The sequence below is a fragment of the Pseudomonas sp. LBUM1666 genome, from assembly GCF_059695775.1.
Map to the genome: position 1 here is coordinate 3763388 of NZ_CP166789.1, position 15429 is coordinate 3778816.

General features: G+C 60.2%; 17 protein-coding genes. 10 read left to right on the top strand and 7 right to left on the bottom strand.

What is annotated here, in order from left to right; all coding sequences use genetic code 11:
• The first annotated feature begins 12 nt into the window (after nt 1–12).
• Nucleotides 13–1224, top strand: coding sequence for an MFS transporter (locus ACA056_RS17145; RefSeq protein ID WP_497266359.1), 1212 nt, complete (start codon nt 13–15; stop codon nt 1222–1224).
• On the opposite strand, the gene ACA056_RS17150 is transcribed toward ACA056_RS17145, so the two are convergent.
• Nucleotides 1202–1516, bottom strand: coding sequence for a hypothetical protein (locus ACA056_RS17150; protein WP_497266361.1), 315 nt, complete (start codon nt 1514–1516; stop codon nt 1202–1204). The genes ACA056_RS17145 and ACA056_RS17150 overlap by 23 nt on opposite strands.
• Nucleotides 1517–1615: 99 nt before the next feature.
• On the opposite strand from ACA056_RS17150, the gene ACA056_RS17155 reads away from it, so the two are divergent.
• Entirely contained in the window at nt 1616–2203 is a 588-nt protein-coding gene (locus ACA056_RS17155; RefSeq protein ID WP_497266363.1) for a DcrB/PsbP domain-containing protein, read from the top strand.
• Between the two features lie 3 nt (nt 2204–2206).
• On the opposite strand, the gene ACA056_RS17160 is transcribed toward ACA056_RS17155, so the two are convergent.
• The 3 genes from ACA056_RS17160 to ACA056_RS17170 all read right to left on the bottom strand — a co-directional run bounded on the left by ACA056_RS17160 (nt 2207) and on the right by ACA056_RS17170 (nt 5097).
• Nucleotides 2207–2923 carry an alpha/beta hydrolase gene (locus ACA056_RS17160; protein WP_497266365.1) on the bottom strand — a complete coding sequence of 239 codons (717 nt, stop codon included), beginning with the start codon at nt 2921–2923 and terminating at the stop codon, nt 2207–2209.
• Nucleotides 2924–3106: 183 nt separating this feature from the next.
• Nucleotides 3107–4219, bottom strand: coding sequence for a succinylglutamate desuccinylase/aspartoacylase family protein (locus ACA056_RS17165; RefSeq protein WP_497266367.1), 1113 nt, complete (start codon nt 4217–4219; stop codon nt 3107–3109).
• 98 nt (nt 4220–4317) lie between these two features.
• Nucleotides 4318–5097 (bottom strand): ABC transporter substrate-binding protein, encoded by a 780-nt coding sequence (locus tag ACA056_RS17170; protein ID WP_497266369.1) that lies wholly within the window; start codon nt 5095–5097, stop codon nt 4318–4320.
• 248 nt (nt 5098–5345) lie between these two features.
• Here ACA056_RS17170 and ACA056_RS17175 point away from each other — a divergent pair, with 248 nt between their 5' ends.
• The gene (locus tag ACA056_RS17175; RefSeq protein ID WP_497266371.1) at nt 5346–6020 is read left to right on the top strand and encodes a type 1 glutamine amidotransferase; all 675 of its coding nucleotides are present in this window, start codon (nt 5346–5348) and stop codon (nt 6018–6020) included.
• On the opposite strand, the gene ACA056_RS17180 is transcribed toward ACA056_RS17175, so the two are convergent.
• A complete protein-coding gene (locus tag ACA056_RS17180; RefSeq protein WP_497266373.1) occupies nt 5988–6422 on the bottom strand; it encodes a rhodanese-like domain-containing protein in 435 nt (144 codons plus the stop codon). The genes ACA056_RS17175 and ACA056_RS17180 overlap by 33 nt on opposite strands.
• A 101-nt stretch (nt 6423–6523) precedes the next feature.
• Here ACA056_RS17180 and ftrA point away from each other — a divergent pair, with 101 nt between their 5' ends.
• Nucleotides 6524–7498 carry a transcriptional regulator FtrA gene (gene ftrA, locus ACA056_RS17185; RefSeq protein ID WP_497266375.1) on the top strand — a complete coding sequence of 325 codons (975 nt, stop codon included), beginning with the start codon at nt 6524–6526 and terminating at the stop codon, nt 7496–7498.
• Nucleotides 7499–7621: 123 nt separating this feature from the next.
• Here the strand turns inward: ftrA and cobF are convergent, their stop codons facing one another.
• The gene (cobF, locus tag ACA056_RS17190) at nt 7622–8377 is read right to left on the bottom strand and encodes a precorrin-6A synthase (deacetylating) (protein WP_462001639.1); all 756 of its coding nucleotides are present in this window, start codon (nt 8375–8377) and stop codon (nt 7622–7624) included.
• Nucleotides 8377–8949, bottom strand: coding sequence for a histidine phosphatase family protein (locus ACA056_RS17195; protein ID WP_497266377.1), 573 nt, complete (start codon nt 8947–8949; stop codon nt 8377–8379). The genes cobF and ACA056_RS17195 overlap by 1 nt, the downstream gene beginning before the upstream one ends.
• 341 nt (nt 8950–9290) lie before the next feature.
• Between ACA056_RS17195 and ACA056_RS17200 the strand changes: the two genes are divergently transcribed.
• The 6 genes from ACA056_RS17200 (at nt 9291) to ACA056_RS17225 (ending at nt 15400) form a co-directional block, all read left to right on the top strand.
• Entirely contained in the window at nt 9291–10145 is an 855-nt protein-coding gene (locus ACA056_RS17200) for a MurR/RpiR family transcriptional regulator (RefSeq protein ID WP_497266379.1), read from the top strand.
• Between the two features lie 2 nt (nt 10146–10147).
• Nucleotides 10148–10792, top strand: coding sequence for a cysteine hydrolase family protein (locus tag ACA056_RS17205; RefSeq protein ID WP_497266381.1), 645 nt, complete (start codon nt 10148–10150; stop codon nt 10790–10792).
• Nucleotides 10789–12120 (top strand): type I glutamate--ammonia ligase, encoded by a 1332-nt coding sequence (locus tag ACA056_RS17210; RefSeq protein WP_497266383.1) that lies wholly within the window; start codon nt 10789–10791, stop codon nt 12118–12120. Before ACA056_RS17205 ends, ACA056_RS17210 begins: the two co-directional genes overlap by 4 nt.
• The gene (locus ACA056_RS17215) at nt 12104–12856 is read left to right on the top strand and encodes an N-formylglutamate amidohydrolase (protein ID WP_497266385.1); all 753 of its coding nucleotides are present in this window, start codon (nt 12104–12106) and stop codon (nt 12854–12856) included. The genes ACA056_RS17210 and ACA056_RS17215 overlap by 17 nt, the downstream gene beginning before the upstream one ends.
• 58 nt (nt 12857–12914) lie before the next feature.
• Entirely contained in the window at nt 12915–14264 is a 1350-nt protein-coding gene (locus ACA056_RS17220) for an APC family permease (RefSeq protein WP_008153807.1), read from the top strand.
• A 119-nt stretch (nt 14265–14383) separates the two neighbouring features.
• Nucleotides 14384–15400 carry an arginine N-succinyltransferase gene (locus ACA056_RS17225; RefSeq protein ID WP_497266387.1) on the top strand — a complete coding sequence of 339 codons (1017 nt, stop codon included), beginning with the start codon at nt 14384–14386 and terminating at the stop codon, nt 15398–15400.
• Nucleotides 15401–15429 lie beyond the last annotated feature (29 nt).

Below are 15429 nucleotides of genomic sequence, written 5' to 3' on the forward strand. Positions count from 1 at the left end.
AGAGGTTTTTGAATGACGGCTCAAGTATTCGACACCCCGGCAGGTGAGGCCCTCGGCACGCCGGGGACTGGGGAACTGCCGGCTTACTGGAGTGGCATCTTTGCGATGACACTGTGCGTATTCGCGCTGATCGCCTCGGAGTTCATGCCTGTCAGTTTGCTCACGCCGATTGCATCGGATCTGCAAATCAGTGAAGGACTGGCCGGGTATGGGATCGCCATCTCCGGCGCCTTCGCGGTGCTGACAAGCCTTTCGATTTCCAGGCTAGCGGGTTCAATGGACCGCAAGACGCTGTTGCTTCTACTGACCGGGATTATGTGTGTGTCAGGGCTGGTGGTCGGTCTGGCGCCGAACTATCAGGTGTACATGATTGGTCGTGCGCTGATCGGCGTGGTGATCGGCGGATTCTGGTCGATGTCGGCGGCAATGGCCATGCGCCTGGTACCTGCCCATAGCGTGCCCAAGGCTCTGGCAATCTTCAACGGCGGCAATGCTTTGGCAACCGTAGTGGCCGCACCACTGGGAAGCTATCTGGGGAGTGTCATCGGTTGGCGGGGTGCTTTTTTCTGCCTTATTCCGGTAGCGATCATCGCGTTGATTTGGCAGTGGATCAGCCTGCCAGCCATGACGCCAGCGCCGCGCAAAGCGGGCGCTGGCAATGTCTTCCGATTGTTTAAGAGCCCATTGGTCAGTTTCGGCATGTTGAGTGTGGGCATTTTCTTCATGGGGCAGTTTGTACTGTTCACCTATCTGCGCCCGTTCCTGGAAACCGTCACTGGTGTAGATGTATCCATGTTGTCGATGATCCTGCTGGTCATCGGCGTGGCGGGTTTTGTCGGGACCATTCTGATCGGCACTTTCCTGAAAACCGGCATGTACCGCGTCCTGGTCTGCATTCCACTCTTGATGGCCGCCATTGCACTTTCCTTGATTGCCCTTGGCGGCGGAGTCGTGGCAGCTTTTGTACTGCTTGGGCTGTGGGGCCTGATCGCGACGGCGGCACCTGTGGGGTGGTGGTCGTGGTTGGCCAAGGCGTTGCCCAAGGATGCTGAAGCCGGTGGCGGCCTGATGGTGGCAGTCATTCAGCTATCCATTGCGCTGGGCTCTACCCTCGGCGGGCTGCTGTTCGACGGGAGCGGCTATCGCATGACATTTCTCGCAAGCTCGATCTTGCTGGTACTCGCGGCAGTGACGGCCTTTTTCACATCGCGAAACCAGGTTTAATAGAGGGCAGATTGAGTAAGGCAGGCAACTGTCCACAATTTGTCAGATCGGATTTGATCCAACGTCTGCTATTGGCCGATTTCTGCCGGTGGCGACCGACAGAAATCGACCAAATACCAGCGAGCACCGGCAAGAATCGGAGATCAGTGCGGCGCACGTTTTCGAAGTTGCGCATGTGGGTGACGCTGGGCCAGGCCGCGGTGCGGTTGCCCCATAAGCGCAGGCCGGTGCCGTAGGAATTGAAGACGGTGGTGATGCCGCGGTTGGTTGGAGCGGGTCCATAAGTAGCCAAAGGAACGTGACCGTCCGTTAGACTGCGCTGGAATGCGCCGCAACCTCCATGGGATGATCGCCCCCCACCGCGAGACCGACCATCCCCTGGAGTTTTTGAATGTCATTGTTGAGTAAAAAAACCGTTGTCCTGTTGTTGACGGCGGTTGCCAGTCTGGGAGCGCTGAATGCGCAGGCCGCCAAGGCCACTGCCAGCGATACAGCGCCCGCACAGAAAGTCTCGATGCTCGGCGGCAAGTTCACGTTCACCCTGCCTAAAGGCTTCGTTGCCAACCCGTTGCCTGCCGGCGACGCGGCCACCGGCACCGCCGGGGCAACGGGCACCATGTACACCAATCAGGCGACTAAAACCGTAGTGATCGCCGCTGAAAACACCATCCCCGGCGGCCTCAACGTCAAAGACAACGACGGTAAGTTCCTCGACTCCGTGGCGTCTGACTTCGCCACCGAACAAGCAACGGCGCTGCCGGACTTCACCAAACTCAGTGAAAAAAGCCTGACTCAGAAAGGCACCGGCCTGGGACTGCGGCAGATCGACAGCACCGCCACCCAGGGCGGCGGCAAAACCCTCGACACCACAGTGATGGCCGCGTCCAACACGCGCATGGCGATTGTTCAGGTGATTTCCCGCCTCAGCGACAATGCTGGCCACGAGACGCTGGTCAAACAGATCGTCTCCGGCAAGTAAGCATCAAGGATTGAGACGCTGCAACCAGGCGCTCAGGTCCTGCATTTCGACAGCACTGATGCTGTGACCGACGCCAGGGTAGGCATGAAACTCAGGCTTGAGTGACAGGCTCTGCAACAGGCTGTCGGCGTCTGTGCCGTCATTGTAGGGAAGGAGTGTGTCCGCGGTGCCATGACCAATGAAAATCGCCAGCTTCTGGCGCTGTTCATCCGGTTTCAGCCCGGACTTGAGCACCGGCAAAATCCGCCCGCTCAACGCCGCGATCCCGCCCACCGCCTCGGGATGACGCAGGGCCACTTCGTAGGACATCATCGCGCCCTGGCTGAAACCCACCAGGAATATCTTGTTGGATTCGGTGTGATACTTCTTCGCAGCCTGTGCGACAAAATCCAGCAATACGGCGCCGCTGGATTTCAGATCATCCGTCTCACCGTCGTAGGCGCCATCACCTTTCTGGCGGAACCACTGATAACGGCCCTCCTCTATCACCTTCGGTGCCCGCACCGACAGGTAGTTGTAGGGCGCGGGCAGTTCATCCTTGATGTCGAACAGGTCCTCCTCGTTACTGCCAAAACCGTGGAGAAAAATCACCAGGGGCTGATTGCGCGATTCGGGGTTGGCCTGCTCCAGGTACTTGAGCGGCAGATCGGTTTGCAGCGGGGTTTGAGCGTGGACGGCGGCGGACGCCAGGAGTGTCAGCAGAGCGAGAAACTTCAACATAAACCTTCCTTCACAGAGCGCAGGATTCGGGGCAGAGCCTAACACTGTGAAGCTTGCCGGGGGATTATGGCTGTTGCTGACGCCGCCATCGCGAGCAAGCTCGCTCCCACAGGGGAATGCATTTCAAATGTGGGAGCGAGCTTGCTCGCGATGAGGCCCTTAGACGCTACGAAGATCCCTCGGTTAATCGTTGATGAGTTTCCCGACCCGAATCAGCTCATGCCCCGCGACCTTCGCCTGCCACGTGCCCGGCTGCGTATAGCGCCCGCGATCGATGGCAAACAACACGCCACTGGTCCCGGCGCAAACTGTCGTGACCCGATCATTCAGCGGGTCGACCACTTCAAACAGCGCATCACCCTTCTCCACCCATTCACCCGAATCGCGCAGGAAACTGACGACCCCATGATGCGGCGCGAACAGGTATTGGGTGCCTTCGAACGGCATGCCTTCACAGCATTCGCTCGGTGCCGCAGGCCAAGTGCCTTTGATGAAACCCTGCTCGGCGAGGAACCCGAGAATCGCCTCGCAATTGGCCTGAGCCTGATCGACTCGCGTATCCCCCATGCTGCCCAGCTCCAGCGTCGTCGCCAGGTTGGCCGGCGGGATCGCGGCCTCAGGGAAAGCCCTGGCCAGGCGCAACCACGGCGATGAACACGACTCATCGAATGAGCTGCCGCCGGAGTCTTCGCAGAGCAACGCAACCCCAGCCTTCAAACGAGCCGCCAGGGACTGCCACTGCGGCCAGTGTTGCGGCAAGGCATACAGATGAATCGCCGCGTCAAAATCACAATGCAGATCGAGGGTGATGTCGGCCTCACAGGCGTGGCGCAGCAGCAAGCGGTGCATGGCTTCCAGCTGCGAGGTCGGTGCCGGCAAATCGTCGAGAACCTGGCCCATGGTCTGGCGAATCAGCGCAATGTTGGCAGCCGCATCACTGCCCAAGCGATCACCTATCAATTCGGCCACCGGTGCGCTGAGTTCGACGAAGGAGCGGTTGAAGTTCTTGCCGCTGCCCAGCTCGAAGCGGCCCATGTGGCTGCCTTGCAGGTGCTGATCGAGACCAATGGGATTGGCCACCGGGACCAGTTCGATCACGCCCTGCAACTGACCTTGGGTTTCGAGTTCGGTCAGACGCTTTTTCAGTTCCCACGCCGTGCGCATGCCCGGCAGTTCATCAGCGTGCAGGCTGGCCTGGATGTAGACCTTGCGAGTGCCCGCGCCATAACGAAACACGCTGAGGGTGCGTTCGGTGCCCAGGTGGCTCCAGGGCAGTGAATGGTCGATGCGTTGCATGGGGTGCTCCTGTGTTCGCGTGCTGCGCAGAATAAATCATCAAGGCATAAAAAAAGTGGCAACCGCGTCAACAGTTGCCACTTTTTTGAACGGCGTGATTAATGGCCGTAAACGTCAAAGTCGAAGTACTTGTCTTGCACTTGCTTGTACTTGCCGTTGGCGCGGATTTCGGTGATGGCGGTGTTGAATTTCTCTGCCAGGGCGGTATCGCCCTTGCGCACAGCAATACCGGCGCCGCCGCCGAAGTACTTGGCGTCTTCGTAGGTCGGGCCTACGAAAGCGAAGCCTTTACCAGCGTCGGTTTTCAGGAAACCGTCGTCCAGGTTGACCGAGTCGGCCAGCATCGCGTCGAGACGACCGGCGACCATGTCCAGGTTGGCTTCCTGCTGCGAGCCGTAACGAACCAGATTGATACCGGCCGGCACCAGCACTTCAGTAGCGAAACGGTCGTGGGTACTGGCGCGCAACACACCGACTTTCTTGCCTTTGAGTTCGGTCAGCGGGTCCTTGATGTCGGTGCCTTCCTTCATCACGAAGCGCGCCGGGGTGTGGTAGTACTTGATGGTGAAGTCGACGTTCTTTTTGCGATCGTCGGTGATGGTCATGGACGACAGGATCGCGTCGATTTTCTTGACCTTCAGGGCCGGGATCAGGCCGTCGAACTCTTGCTCGACCCAGGTGCACTTCACTTTCATCTGCTCGCACAGCGCGTCGCCGATATCCACGTCGAAACCGGTGAGTTTGCCGTCAGGGGTTTTCATCGAGAATGGCGGGTAACCGGCTTCGATACCGAGGCGGATCGGCTTGGCGTCTTCGGCCACAGCCGTCAGGGACAACATCGACAGTGCCAAGGCACCGAACATCACTAGCTTCTTCATTTATAACTCCTGTGTGCGGAGGCTTTTATTGGCAGCTTTCGGTAGCTGCTTCCGATTGGAGAGCACCGAAGTGGGCGGCAGTCTAGAGCGGCTACAGGAGGGCAAATTGTGTTTAAGCGACAAATACTTATAGAAAAGTGGCTGGCGGATTCGAGCCCCTTGAAGCGTGCGCCAAGCCGGTGCAAAGACTGTAGGACAAGCCCTTTTTTCAGACAAAACCTACAAGCAAAAACTACAAGAGAGCCCTTATGCCCACGTTGAACCTGATCCAGCACCACCCCGCCGAAGGTCCCGGCGCCATTGCCACCTGGGCTGCGTCCCGAGGTTTGACCCTGAACGTCTTTCGCGCCGACCTCGGCCAGTTGCCACCAGTGAGTGCAGCACCCGTGATCCTGTTGGGCGGGCCTTATGAGTCCAACGCTGGGCCCGCGTGGCTGGAAGCTGAACGTCAGTGGTTGGCGGGCAGTCTGGATCATGGCGCGCCGGTGTTTGCGATTTGCCTGGGGGCGCAGTTGCTGGCGCTGAGTCTGGGCGGGAAGGTGCGGCGGATGGATCGAACCGAAACCGGTTGGACCCGCGTGACGTTCGTCGATGGTCAGCATCTGAACGTGCTGGAATGGCACGAAGACGCCATCGACCTGCCGCCAGACGCGCAGTTGCTGGCCAGCAGTGATCAGTGCGCTCAGCAGATGTATCGCGTCGGGCCGACGCGGGTGGGTTTGCAGTTTCATCCAGAGTGGAATGCTGAATCGGTAGCGATGCTCAATGAACACTTTGCCGACGAGTCACCGCTGCCCCGGGGTCAACGGGACAGCGCCGCCTATGCAACCGTGTTCGAGTGGTTGCAGGCGACGCTTGATGCTTGGTGGTCAGCGCAGGTCTCGGCCCGATCAGCACTCACAACCGATCACGGCACTCACTGACTGTTGCACCCTCGCACTCAACTCAAACCCTTCATCCAGCCACCCGGTCACCCCGCCGATCATTTCCTTGACCGGGTAACCCAGCGCCGCCAGTTTCACCGCAGCCTTGTTGGCGCCGTTGCAGTGGGGCCCGGCGCAATACACCACGAACACGCTGGTTTTCGGGTAGGCCGCCAGACTTTCAGCGGTCAGCAGTCGCCCCGGAATATTGATCGCTCCCGGCACATGACCACGCTCGAACGCGAGCGGACCGCGCACGTCCACCAGGACAAAATCCACTTCGCCGGCCTCTTGGCTGCCGTGGACGTCGGAACAGTCGGTTTCGAAGGTCAGACGGTTGCTGAAATGCATCAGGGCGATGGCCGATGGGGCGGCGGGAATCTCGCGGACCAGGCTGGTCATGGGCTGTACTCCAAAGTCTCGGTGGGTGTGAGAAGACTTTATCCGCCCGACGTTTGCGGCTACAGTGGCGCACAAGACACTCACCGGGAACTTTCCGCCAAATGCAGCCTACCCCTGGATTGGTCGCGATTCTGGCCTACGACGGCCTTTGTACGTTCGAATTCGGCATCGCCGTGGAGATCTTCGGCCTGGCCCGTCCGGAGTTCGACTTCCCTTGGTACGAGCACCGGATCGCCGCCGTTGATCAGGGCCCGATGCGCGCCATGGGCGGTATTCAGGTGCTGGCCGATGGCGGCATGGAGCTGCTCGAGGACGCCCGGACCATCATCATTCCCGGCTGGCGTGATCGCAGCGCCCCGGTGCCTGAGGCATTGATCGCGGCCCTGCGCCAGGCCCATGCGCGGGGTGCGCGGTTGTTATCGATCTGCTCGGGCGTGTTCGTGCTGGCGGCCACCGGTTTGCTCGACGGTCGCGGCGCCACCACGCACTGGCGCTACACCGCTGAGTTGGCCGAGCGTTTTCCGAACATTCTGGTGGACCCGGACGTGCTCTATGTCGATTCAGGTCAGCTGATCACCTCGGCCGGCAGCGCTGCCGGTATCGATGCCTGCCTGCACTTGGTGGCGCGGGACTTCGGTACGCAGGTGGCCAACTCGGTGGCGCGGCGGCTGGTGATGTCGCCGCAACGCACTGGCGGCCAGGCGCAGTTCATTCCGACACCGGTCAGTCCTACGCCTCGTAGCGATTTGTCCCGCGTCATGCAGTGGGCACGCGAGCGTTTGCATGAACCGCTGGAGGTTCGCGAGCTGGCGAGTGAGGCGGCCATGAGTGAACGGACTTTCCTGCGCCGCTTCACTGAAGCCACCGGCATGCCGCCCAAAGCCTGGTTGCAGCATGAGCGCCTGGGCCGGGCCCGCGAGCTGCTTGAGAGCACAAGCCAAAACACCGACCAGATTGCCCAGCGCTGCGGTTATCGCTCGGTGGAGAGTTTTCGGGTGGCGTTTCGCAGTGTGGTCGGCGTGCCGCCGTCGGTGTATCGGGAGCGGTTTGGACGGGAGGTTAAAGCAATAGTTTGAGGTGTGTTTTAGGGCCTCATCGCGAGCAAGCTCGCTCCCACAGTTGACCGAGTTGTCTGGACGGCCGCGGTCTATGTGGGAGCGAGCTTGCTCGCGATGAGGTCAGCCCAGACACTGCTTATCTCAAGGCTTACGCAGCAGATACGTATCCATAATCCACCCATTCTCCAACCGCGCCGCCTTGCGCACTCGTTCGATCTCATCAGCCACCTCCTTGAGCTTGCCGCTGATCAGGATTTCATCCGGCGTCCCCAGGTAGGCCCCCCAGTAAATCTCTGTCTCCTGATCCGCCACCTGATGGTAGGAATCCTCCGCATCCAGCATCACCACCAGGCTGTCGGCATCGCTCACCTGCCCCGCCGCCAGGCGCCGGCCGGTGGTGATTTCAATCGAGCGGCCAATGCGGTTCAGCGGCACCTTATGCTGCGCCGCCAGCGCCTGGACACTGGTGATGCCGGGGATCACGTCGAACTCAAAGACGCACCGGCCCGAGGCCAGAATCGCCTGCAAGATCCGGATCGTGCTGTCGTACAACGCCGGATCGCCCCACACCAGAAAACCGGCGCACTGGTCGTCAGTCATTTCCTCGCTGATCAACCGTTCGAAGGTCTGCTGCTTGGCCAGGTTCAGGTCCTCCACGCTGGCCTTGTAGTCCACATCACCGCGTTCGCGCTCCGGGCTGTGGGCTTCGACGAAGCGGTAGTCGCGATCGGTGATGTAGCGCTCGCAGATCTCACGGCGCAGGTCGATCAGTTTGTCTTTGCTCTGGCCCTTGTCCATGAGGAAAAACACGTCGACGAGGTTCAGCGCTTTCACGGCTTGCATCGTGATGTAATCGGGATTGCCGGCACCGATGCCGATGACCAGAAGTTTTTTCATCAATGTGCTCCTTCAAGGTCAGTGCCCAGCAAGCGTAAGCGCCAGCGGCCGTTGAACCGCAACTCGATGGCCGACAGCGGTTCAACGTCGATCAGGTTGAACGCTGCGCCTTGCAACACCTGCGTCAGCGCGGCGCGAATGATAAACGGATGGGTGATGGCAACGATGTGTCCCGGTGTGGCCTCCAGTGTTTTCAGCCAAGCGGCCACCCGCTCACCGAGTTGCACCACCGACTCGCCGCCGTGGGGCGCCGAATTCGGATCATCGAGCCAGATCTGCAGCGTTTCGGCTGCGGTTTTTTGCAGATCGTCGATCCGTACGCCTTTCCAGTTCCCGAAATCGCAATCCCTCAGTGCCTCGACAATCTCCACGTCGCTGCCGAACAGCTCGGCGGTTTGTCGGGTTCGCACTTCAGGTCCACACACCAGTCGCGGCGTCCCCTTGAACTGAGCACGACGCGATCCCTTTGCCGATTGCCAATCCATCTCTATTGGCTCATTCGTAGGAAAACACGCCAATTTTTGCGCGACGGTTCGAGCGTGGCACATCAAGGTCAAACGGGTCGCCTGCACGAAGGATCACTCTGTCGATGGAATGGAAAACGGCAACACGCCGCAAACAATTGCCCAATTGTGCCGCAAGAAGCGCGATCCAGGGCGTTTCGTTTGATCCGGCCATCCAGGCTCGAAAACTTAATACACCTGAAAAAATCGGCTATATCCGACACCGCTATGGGCGATGGACTATAAGCTCAGTCGACTTCCATGTAGCCCAAGGCCCACGGGCTTTTCGCCCTATTTTGGGGCTTTAAAAAACCATCGAAAAATTCACTAGACATGTTGAGTCCGCTACATAAATACTGTTTTAGCAATTTATGAAATGAAACCGACACATCCATCCAGCAGGAGCCCGGATGCCTTCCCTTAGAGACCTGATCACCGATCCCGGCCTGGAACTTACGCCGTCGGAACGCAAAGTCATCCGTGCCTTGCTGGACCAGTACCCGCGTAACGGACTGGGCCCGATGTCACGTTTGGCCGAACATGCCGGTGTCAGCGATCCCACCATCGTGCGACTGGTCAAAAAACTGGGTTTCAGCGGTTATGCCGATTTCCAGGAAGCCCTGCTCAGCGACATGGATCACCGCCTCCGTTCCCCCAGAGCCCTGTTGCAACCTCGTGCTCATCTTCAGAAAGGCGACGCCTGGAGCCAATATCTGGCGCACAGCCATCGAGCGCTGGTGGACACCCATGCGCTGACCCAACCCGAAGATGTGCGGATTCTGGTGGAGTGGCTGCTCGACACCCGCCATCAGGTGCATTGCTTCGGGGGGCGCTTCAGCAGTTTCCTCGCCAGTTATTTACTCAATCACCTGCGCTTGCTGCGTCCGGGCTGTTTCGCGCTTGAAGACAACGCGCAACTGCCCGATCGATTGTTCGACGTGCAGCGTCAGGACGTGGTGCTGGTGTTCGACTATCGCCGCTACCAGTCACAGGCTCTGCGCGTGGCCAATGCGGCGAAAAGTCGATATGCACGCGTGGTGTTGTTCACCGACATCTATGCTTCACCGTTGCGGGAAATGGCCGACCTGATTATCAGTGCGCCGGTGGAATCGGTGTCGGCCTTCGACTCCCTGGTTCCGGCGCTGGCCCAGGTCGAGGCGCTGATCGCCTGCCTGTCCCTGCGCAGCCCGGGTCTGGCCGATCGCCTGGAAGGCATCGACGCCCTGCGGACCGACTTCGACACCCACCTGCTGGAGGATAAATAAGGATGTTCACGCTCCCCCACCACTCGCCTCGGGATTTGCCATTCGTCACCGATCACACCGCGCTGTTGCTGGTGGACATGCAACGCGCCTGGCTTGAGCCGCAGTTCGACCCGCACCTCAACGGACCGGACGCCGAGTACTTCCTGACCCGCACCCACATGCAGGTGGTGCCCAATCAACGCCGGTTGCTCAGCGCCTTTCGCAGCGCCAGGCAAAACGTGCTGCACACGATCATCGAAAGCCTCACCGCCGATGGCCGCGACCGCTCGCTGGACCACAAGCTCTCGGACATGCACTTGCCCAAGGGCAGCCCACAAGCACGGATCATCGACGACCTGACCCCGGCAGAAAACGAAATCGTGCTGCCCAAGACCTCGTCCGGAGTCTTCAACTCCACCAACATCGACTACGTGCTGCGCAACCTCGGGACGCGGCACCTGATCATCGCCGGCATCGTCACCGACCAGTGCGTGGACATGGCCGTGCGTGACGCCGCGGACCGCGGTTATCTGGTGACGCTGGTGGAAGATGCCTGCGCAACCTACACAGCCGCGCGGCATCAGGCCTGCCTGAATGCAATCAAGGGTTACTGCTGGATCACCGACACCCAGACTGTGCTCGGCAGATTGCAGGAGATGCAACCATGAGCGAGCGCCTGTTGCCACTGCCCATGACCACCCTCGTCACCACTGACCTGATCGGCGTGACACGCGGGCGTTCCTTTCCCACGGACGAACTCGAGCACTATCAAAGGACAGGTTGTGGCTGGGTGCCGGCCAACAGTGCGCTGACCCCGCAAGACATCATCGCCTACGCCAACCCGTGGGGTGCTTATGGAGATTTGCGGCTGATGCCCGATCTGCTCAGCCGAGTGACGGTCAGTAACGGCCCGGATGCCAACGCGCCGGCGCTGGACTTTATTCACAGCGACATTCGCGAAACCGATGGCCGCCCATGGGGTGCCTGCCCGCGTACGGTATTGCGCAACGAGGTAGAGCGTTATCGCGCCGAGCTGGGCTTGCAGGTCAATGCGGCGTTCGAGCATGAATTCAACTTGAACACCGGTGACGTTGAACACCTGGCGTTTTCTCTGCAAGCCCAGCGTCAGGGTGCCGAGTTTGGCGGTTGGCTGCTCAGCGCCCTGCGTGCCGGTGGCGTCGAGCCGGAAATGTTCCTGCCCGAGTACGGCAAGCATCAATACGAAATCACCTGTCGCCCGACCCTGGGTGTGGCCGCTGCCGACCGTGCGGTGAACGTTCGTGAAATCACCCGCGAGATCGCCCGGCAAATGGGCCTGGGGTTGAGCTTCGCGCCCAAAACCTCGGAGCACGCGGTGTGCAACGGTGTGCACCTGCACGTCAGCCTGCTGGACCTGGCTGGCCAACCGGTGATGTACGACGCCGGCACCACCAATGGCTTGTCGACCCTCGGCCAGCACTGGGCCGCCGGCATCCTGCATCACCTGCCGGCGCTCTGCGCGTTTACCGCGCCGACGCCAGTGTCCTACGAGCGTTTGCAGCCCCTTCACTGGAGCGCGTCCTACGCTTGCCTCGGGCAACGCAACCGCGAAGCGGCGCTGCGCATCTGTCCGACGACAAGCCTGGGCGGCAAATCGGTGGCGTCGCAATACAACCTGGAATTTCGCGCCATGGACGCCACGTCCTCACCGCATCTGGCCATGGCCGCGCTGCTGATTGCCGGCCGGCTGGGCATCGAACAACGCCTGGTCTTGAACGCAATCACCGATGAAGTCCCCGACTCCCTGAACGAAGAGCAGCGCCAGGCGCGCGGCATCGTCGCCCTGCCCGCTTCCCTTGCCCAGGCCCTGGACTGCCTGCGCAACAGCGAAGCCCTGATTGAAGCCCTGCCGAGTGCGTTGCTGGACACCTACTTCGCCCTTAAAACCGAGGAACTGACGCTGACGGAACAGCTGTCGCCCGCCGAACGCTGTGAGCACTATGCGCGCCTGTACTGAATCTGCTGAGCTCGGTCTTTACACCGGGCCCGCGTACACCCTGAGTCGGGAAGACTCCGATCACCCGTTGATTCTGGTGTGCGAACACGCCAGCCGTTTTATTCCGGCCGGGTTAAATGACCTGGGCCTGAGTCACGAGGCGGCCCGTGAGCACATCGCCTGGGACATCGGCGCCCTGGCGCTGGCCGAGGGCTTGTCCCGAGCATTGGGCGCAACCCTGTTGGCGGCCAATTATTCGCGACTGTTGGTCGACCTCAACCGACCGCGCCAAGCCCCGGACAGCATTCCGGCGAAGAGCGAGATTTATCAGGTGCCGGGCAACCGGGATCTGGACGAGGCCACCCGCGAGTACCGTCGGCAATCTTTGTTCGAGCCGTTTCACTCGCGTCTGACAGACTTGATCGACGAACGTGTCGCTCAAGGACGACCGGTGCGGGTGGTGGGCATTCACAGTTTCACGCCGGTCTATCACGGTCAGCCCCGTGTGCTTGAAGTTGGCGTGTTGTATAGAGAGGCCAAGGAATATGCCCAGCGCTTGATCGATGGCTTGAGTCAGCACCCATTGAAGGTTGCCGGTAATGAGCCGTACAAAATCAACCCGCTGGGCGACATGACCGTGCCGGTCCACGGCGATGCACGCAGCCTGGCATCGGTGTTGATCGAGGTGCGCAACGACCTGCTGCGCACACCTGAAGACATCCGTCGTTTTACCGAATACCTGGCACCGCTGTTGTAAAGGAATCGCTTTAAACTCGCGGCTTGCAGCTGCTTAACATCCCAAGGAGAAAGGCTTCATGGAAATAGAAGAATTCGGCTACAAGCAAGAGTTGAAACGCAGCCTGTCGCTGACCGACCTGGTGGTGTACGGGATGATCTTCATGATCCCCATCGCACCGTTTGGTGTTTATGGCTACGTCAACGCCGAGGCCCCGGGGCTGGTACCGCTGGCCTACATCATCGGCATGGTGGCGATGCTCTTCACGGCCCTGAGTTACGGCAGCATGGCTCGGGCCTTTCCGATTGCCGGTTCGGTTTATTCCTACGCGCAACGGGGCCTGAATCAGCACGTAGGGTTTATCGCCGGTTGGCTGATGCTCCTCGATTACCTGCTGATTCCGCCGCTGCTGTATGTGTACGCAGCGATGGCCCTAAATCATTTGTACCCGGACATTCCGAAGGTCGGTTTCATCCTGGCCTTCCTGGTCAGCGCGACCTTCGTCAATTTGCGGGGCATCACCTTCACCGCGCGGATGAACATCATCTTTCTGCTGGCGCAACTGGTGGTGCTGGGGATCTTCCTGTTTTACGCCTGGAACGCGCTGCACAGTGGCGGCGGTAACGGTCAGCTGACATTGGCGCCGTTGTACAACCCCGAGACGTTCAACTTCGCCCTGCTGATGCAAGCGGTGTCGATTGCGGTGCTGTCGTTCCTCGGTTTCGATGCGATTTCCACCCTCGCCGAAGAGATCAAGGGTGACCCGGGCCGCAGCGTCGGCAAGGCCGCGCTGATCACGCTGGTGGTCATGGGCGTGATCTTCGTCGTGCAGACCTGGATTGCGACGGATCTGGCGGCCGGCATGGGTTTCAAATCGGCTGACACGGCTTTTTATGAAATCGCTGAACTCGCGGCCGGCAGCTGGCTAGCCACCCTGACCGCCGTGGCGACGGCGCTGGCCTGGGGCGTTGCGGTGGCAATCACCTCCCAAGCGGCAGTGTCTCGTCTGCTGTTCGGCATGGCCCGAGACGGCAAGCTGCCAAAGGTACTGGCCAAGGTTCACCCCAAACACAACACGCCGTACGTGAGCATCTACCTGGTGGCCGTGCTGTCGCTGGTGATCTGCTACCTGTTCATCAACTCGGTGGACACCCTCACCTCACTGGTGAACTTCGGCGCACTGAGCGGTTTCATGTTGCTGCACCTGACGGTCATCAACTACTACTGGCGTCGGCAGAAATCCGGCCAGGTGATCCGTCACCTGATCTGCCCGGTGATCGGCTTCATCATCGTCGCGGCCATCATGTACAACATGGGCGTCGATGCACAGAAGCTCGGCCTGATCTGGATTGCCCTGGGCCTGGTCTACCTGTTTGTACTCAACAAACTGGGCACCCGTGCGGTACTGCCCGACCCAAGCAATGGCTGACAAGAAAAAGAGCTGCGTCTGACAAAAAATCAGGCGACAGCCGATTTAACGCGTGGAAACCGACAGTGATAGTCAGGTTCGGTGCCAACCACCGAACCCTTTGATACAGGAGTGCATCCATGCTGGTCTTACGCCCAGTCGAGTTAACCGACCTGCCCCAGTTGCAGCAACTGGCGCGCGACAGTCTGGTAGGCGTCACGTCTTTGCCGGACGACACCGAATGCCTGCGCGAAAAGATTCTCGACTCCTGCGCCTCATTCGAAAAAGACGTTGAGGGTCATGGCCCGGAGAACTACTTCTTCGTGCTGGAAGATCTGACTCGAGAGCGTTTGGTGGGCTGCTCGGAGATCCTTGCCACCGCCGGTTTCAGCGAGCCGTTCTACAGCCTGCGCAACCGGCACTTCACCAGCGCCTCGCGGGAGCTGAACATCGAGCACGGCGTGCCCGCGTTGTCGTTGTGCCACGACCTCAGCGGCCATACCTTGCTGCGGGGTTTTCATATTGACGCAGCGCTGGTGCGAACACGGTTCTCTGAACTGCTGTCCCGGGCGCGGCTATTGTTCATCGCCGCCCACTCGCGGCGCTTTTCCGAAGCCGTCATCACCGAGATCGTCGGCTTCAGCAGCGATGAAGGGCACTCGCCGTTCTGGGATGCGGTGGGCAAGCACTTTTTCGACCTGCCCTACGCCGAGGCCGAGCGACTTTGCGGCCTGGAAAGCCGAACCTTCCTCGCTGAACTGATGCCGCAATACCCGATCTACGTGCCGATGCTGCCCAAGGCGGCGCAGGACTGCATCGGCCGCATCCACCCCGATGGCCAGGAGGCCTTCGATATCCTCGAGCGCGAAGGCTTCGAAACCAACAGCTACATCGACCTGTTCGACGGCGGTCCGACGTTGTATGCGCGCACTCCCGCCATCCGCTCCATCGCCCAGAGCCAGACCGGCACGGCGAAACCGGGTGCGCCGATCGATGCCCGTGGCAGCTATCTGGTGAGCAACGATTCGCTGAAGGACTATCGCGCCATCGTCGCCGATCTGGATTACCAGGCCGGGCAACCTGTGAAGTTGAGCGCCGAGATGTGCGCCGCCCTGAACGTGACCGAAGGCAGCCCGATCCGGCTGATCGCCCTGTGAGCATCACCCGGCCCCGCGCCCAACGACAG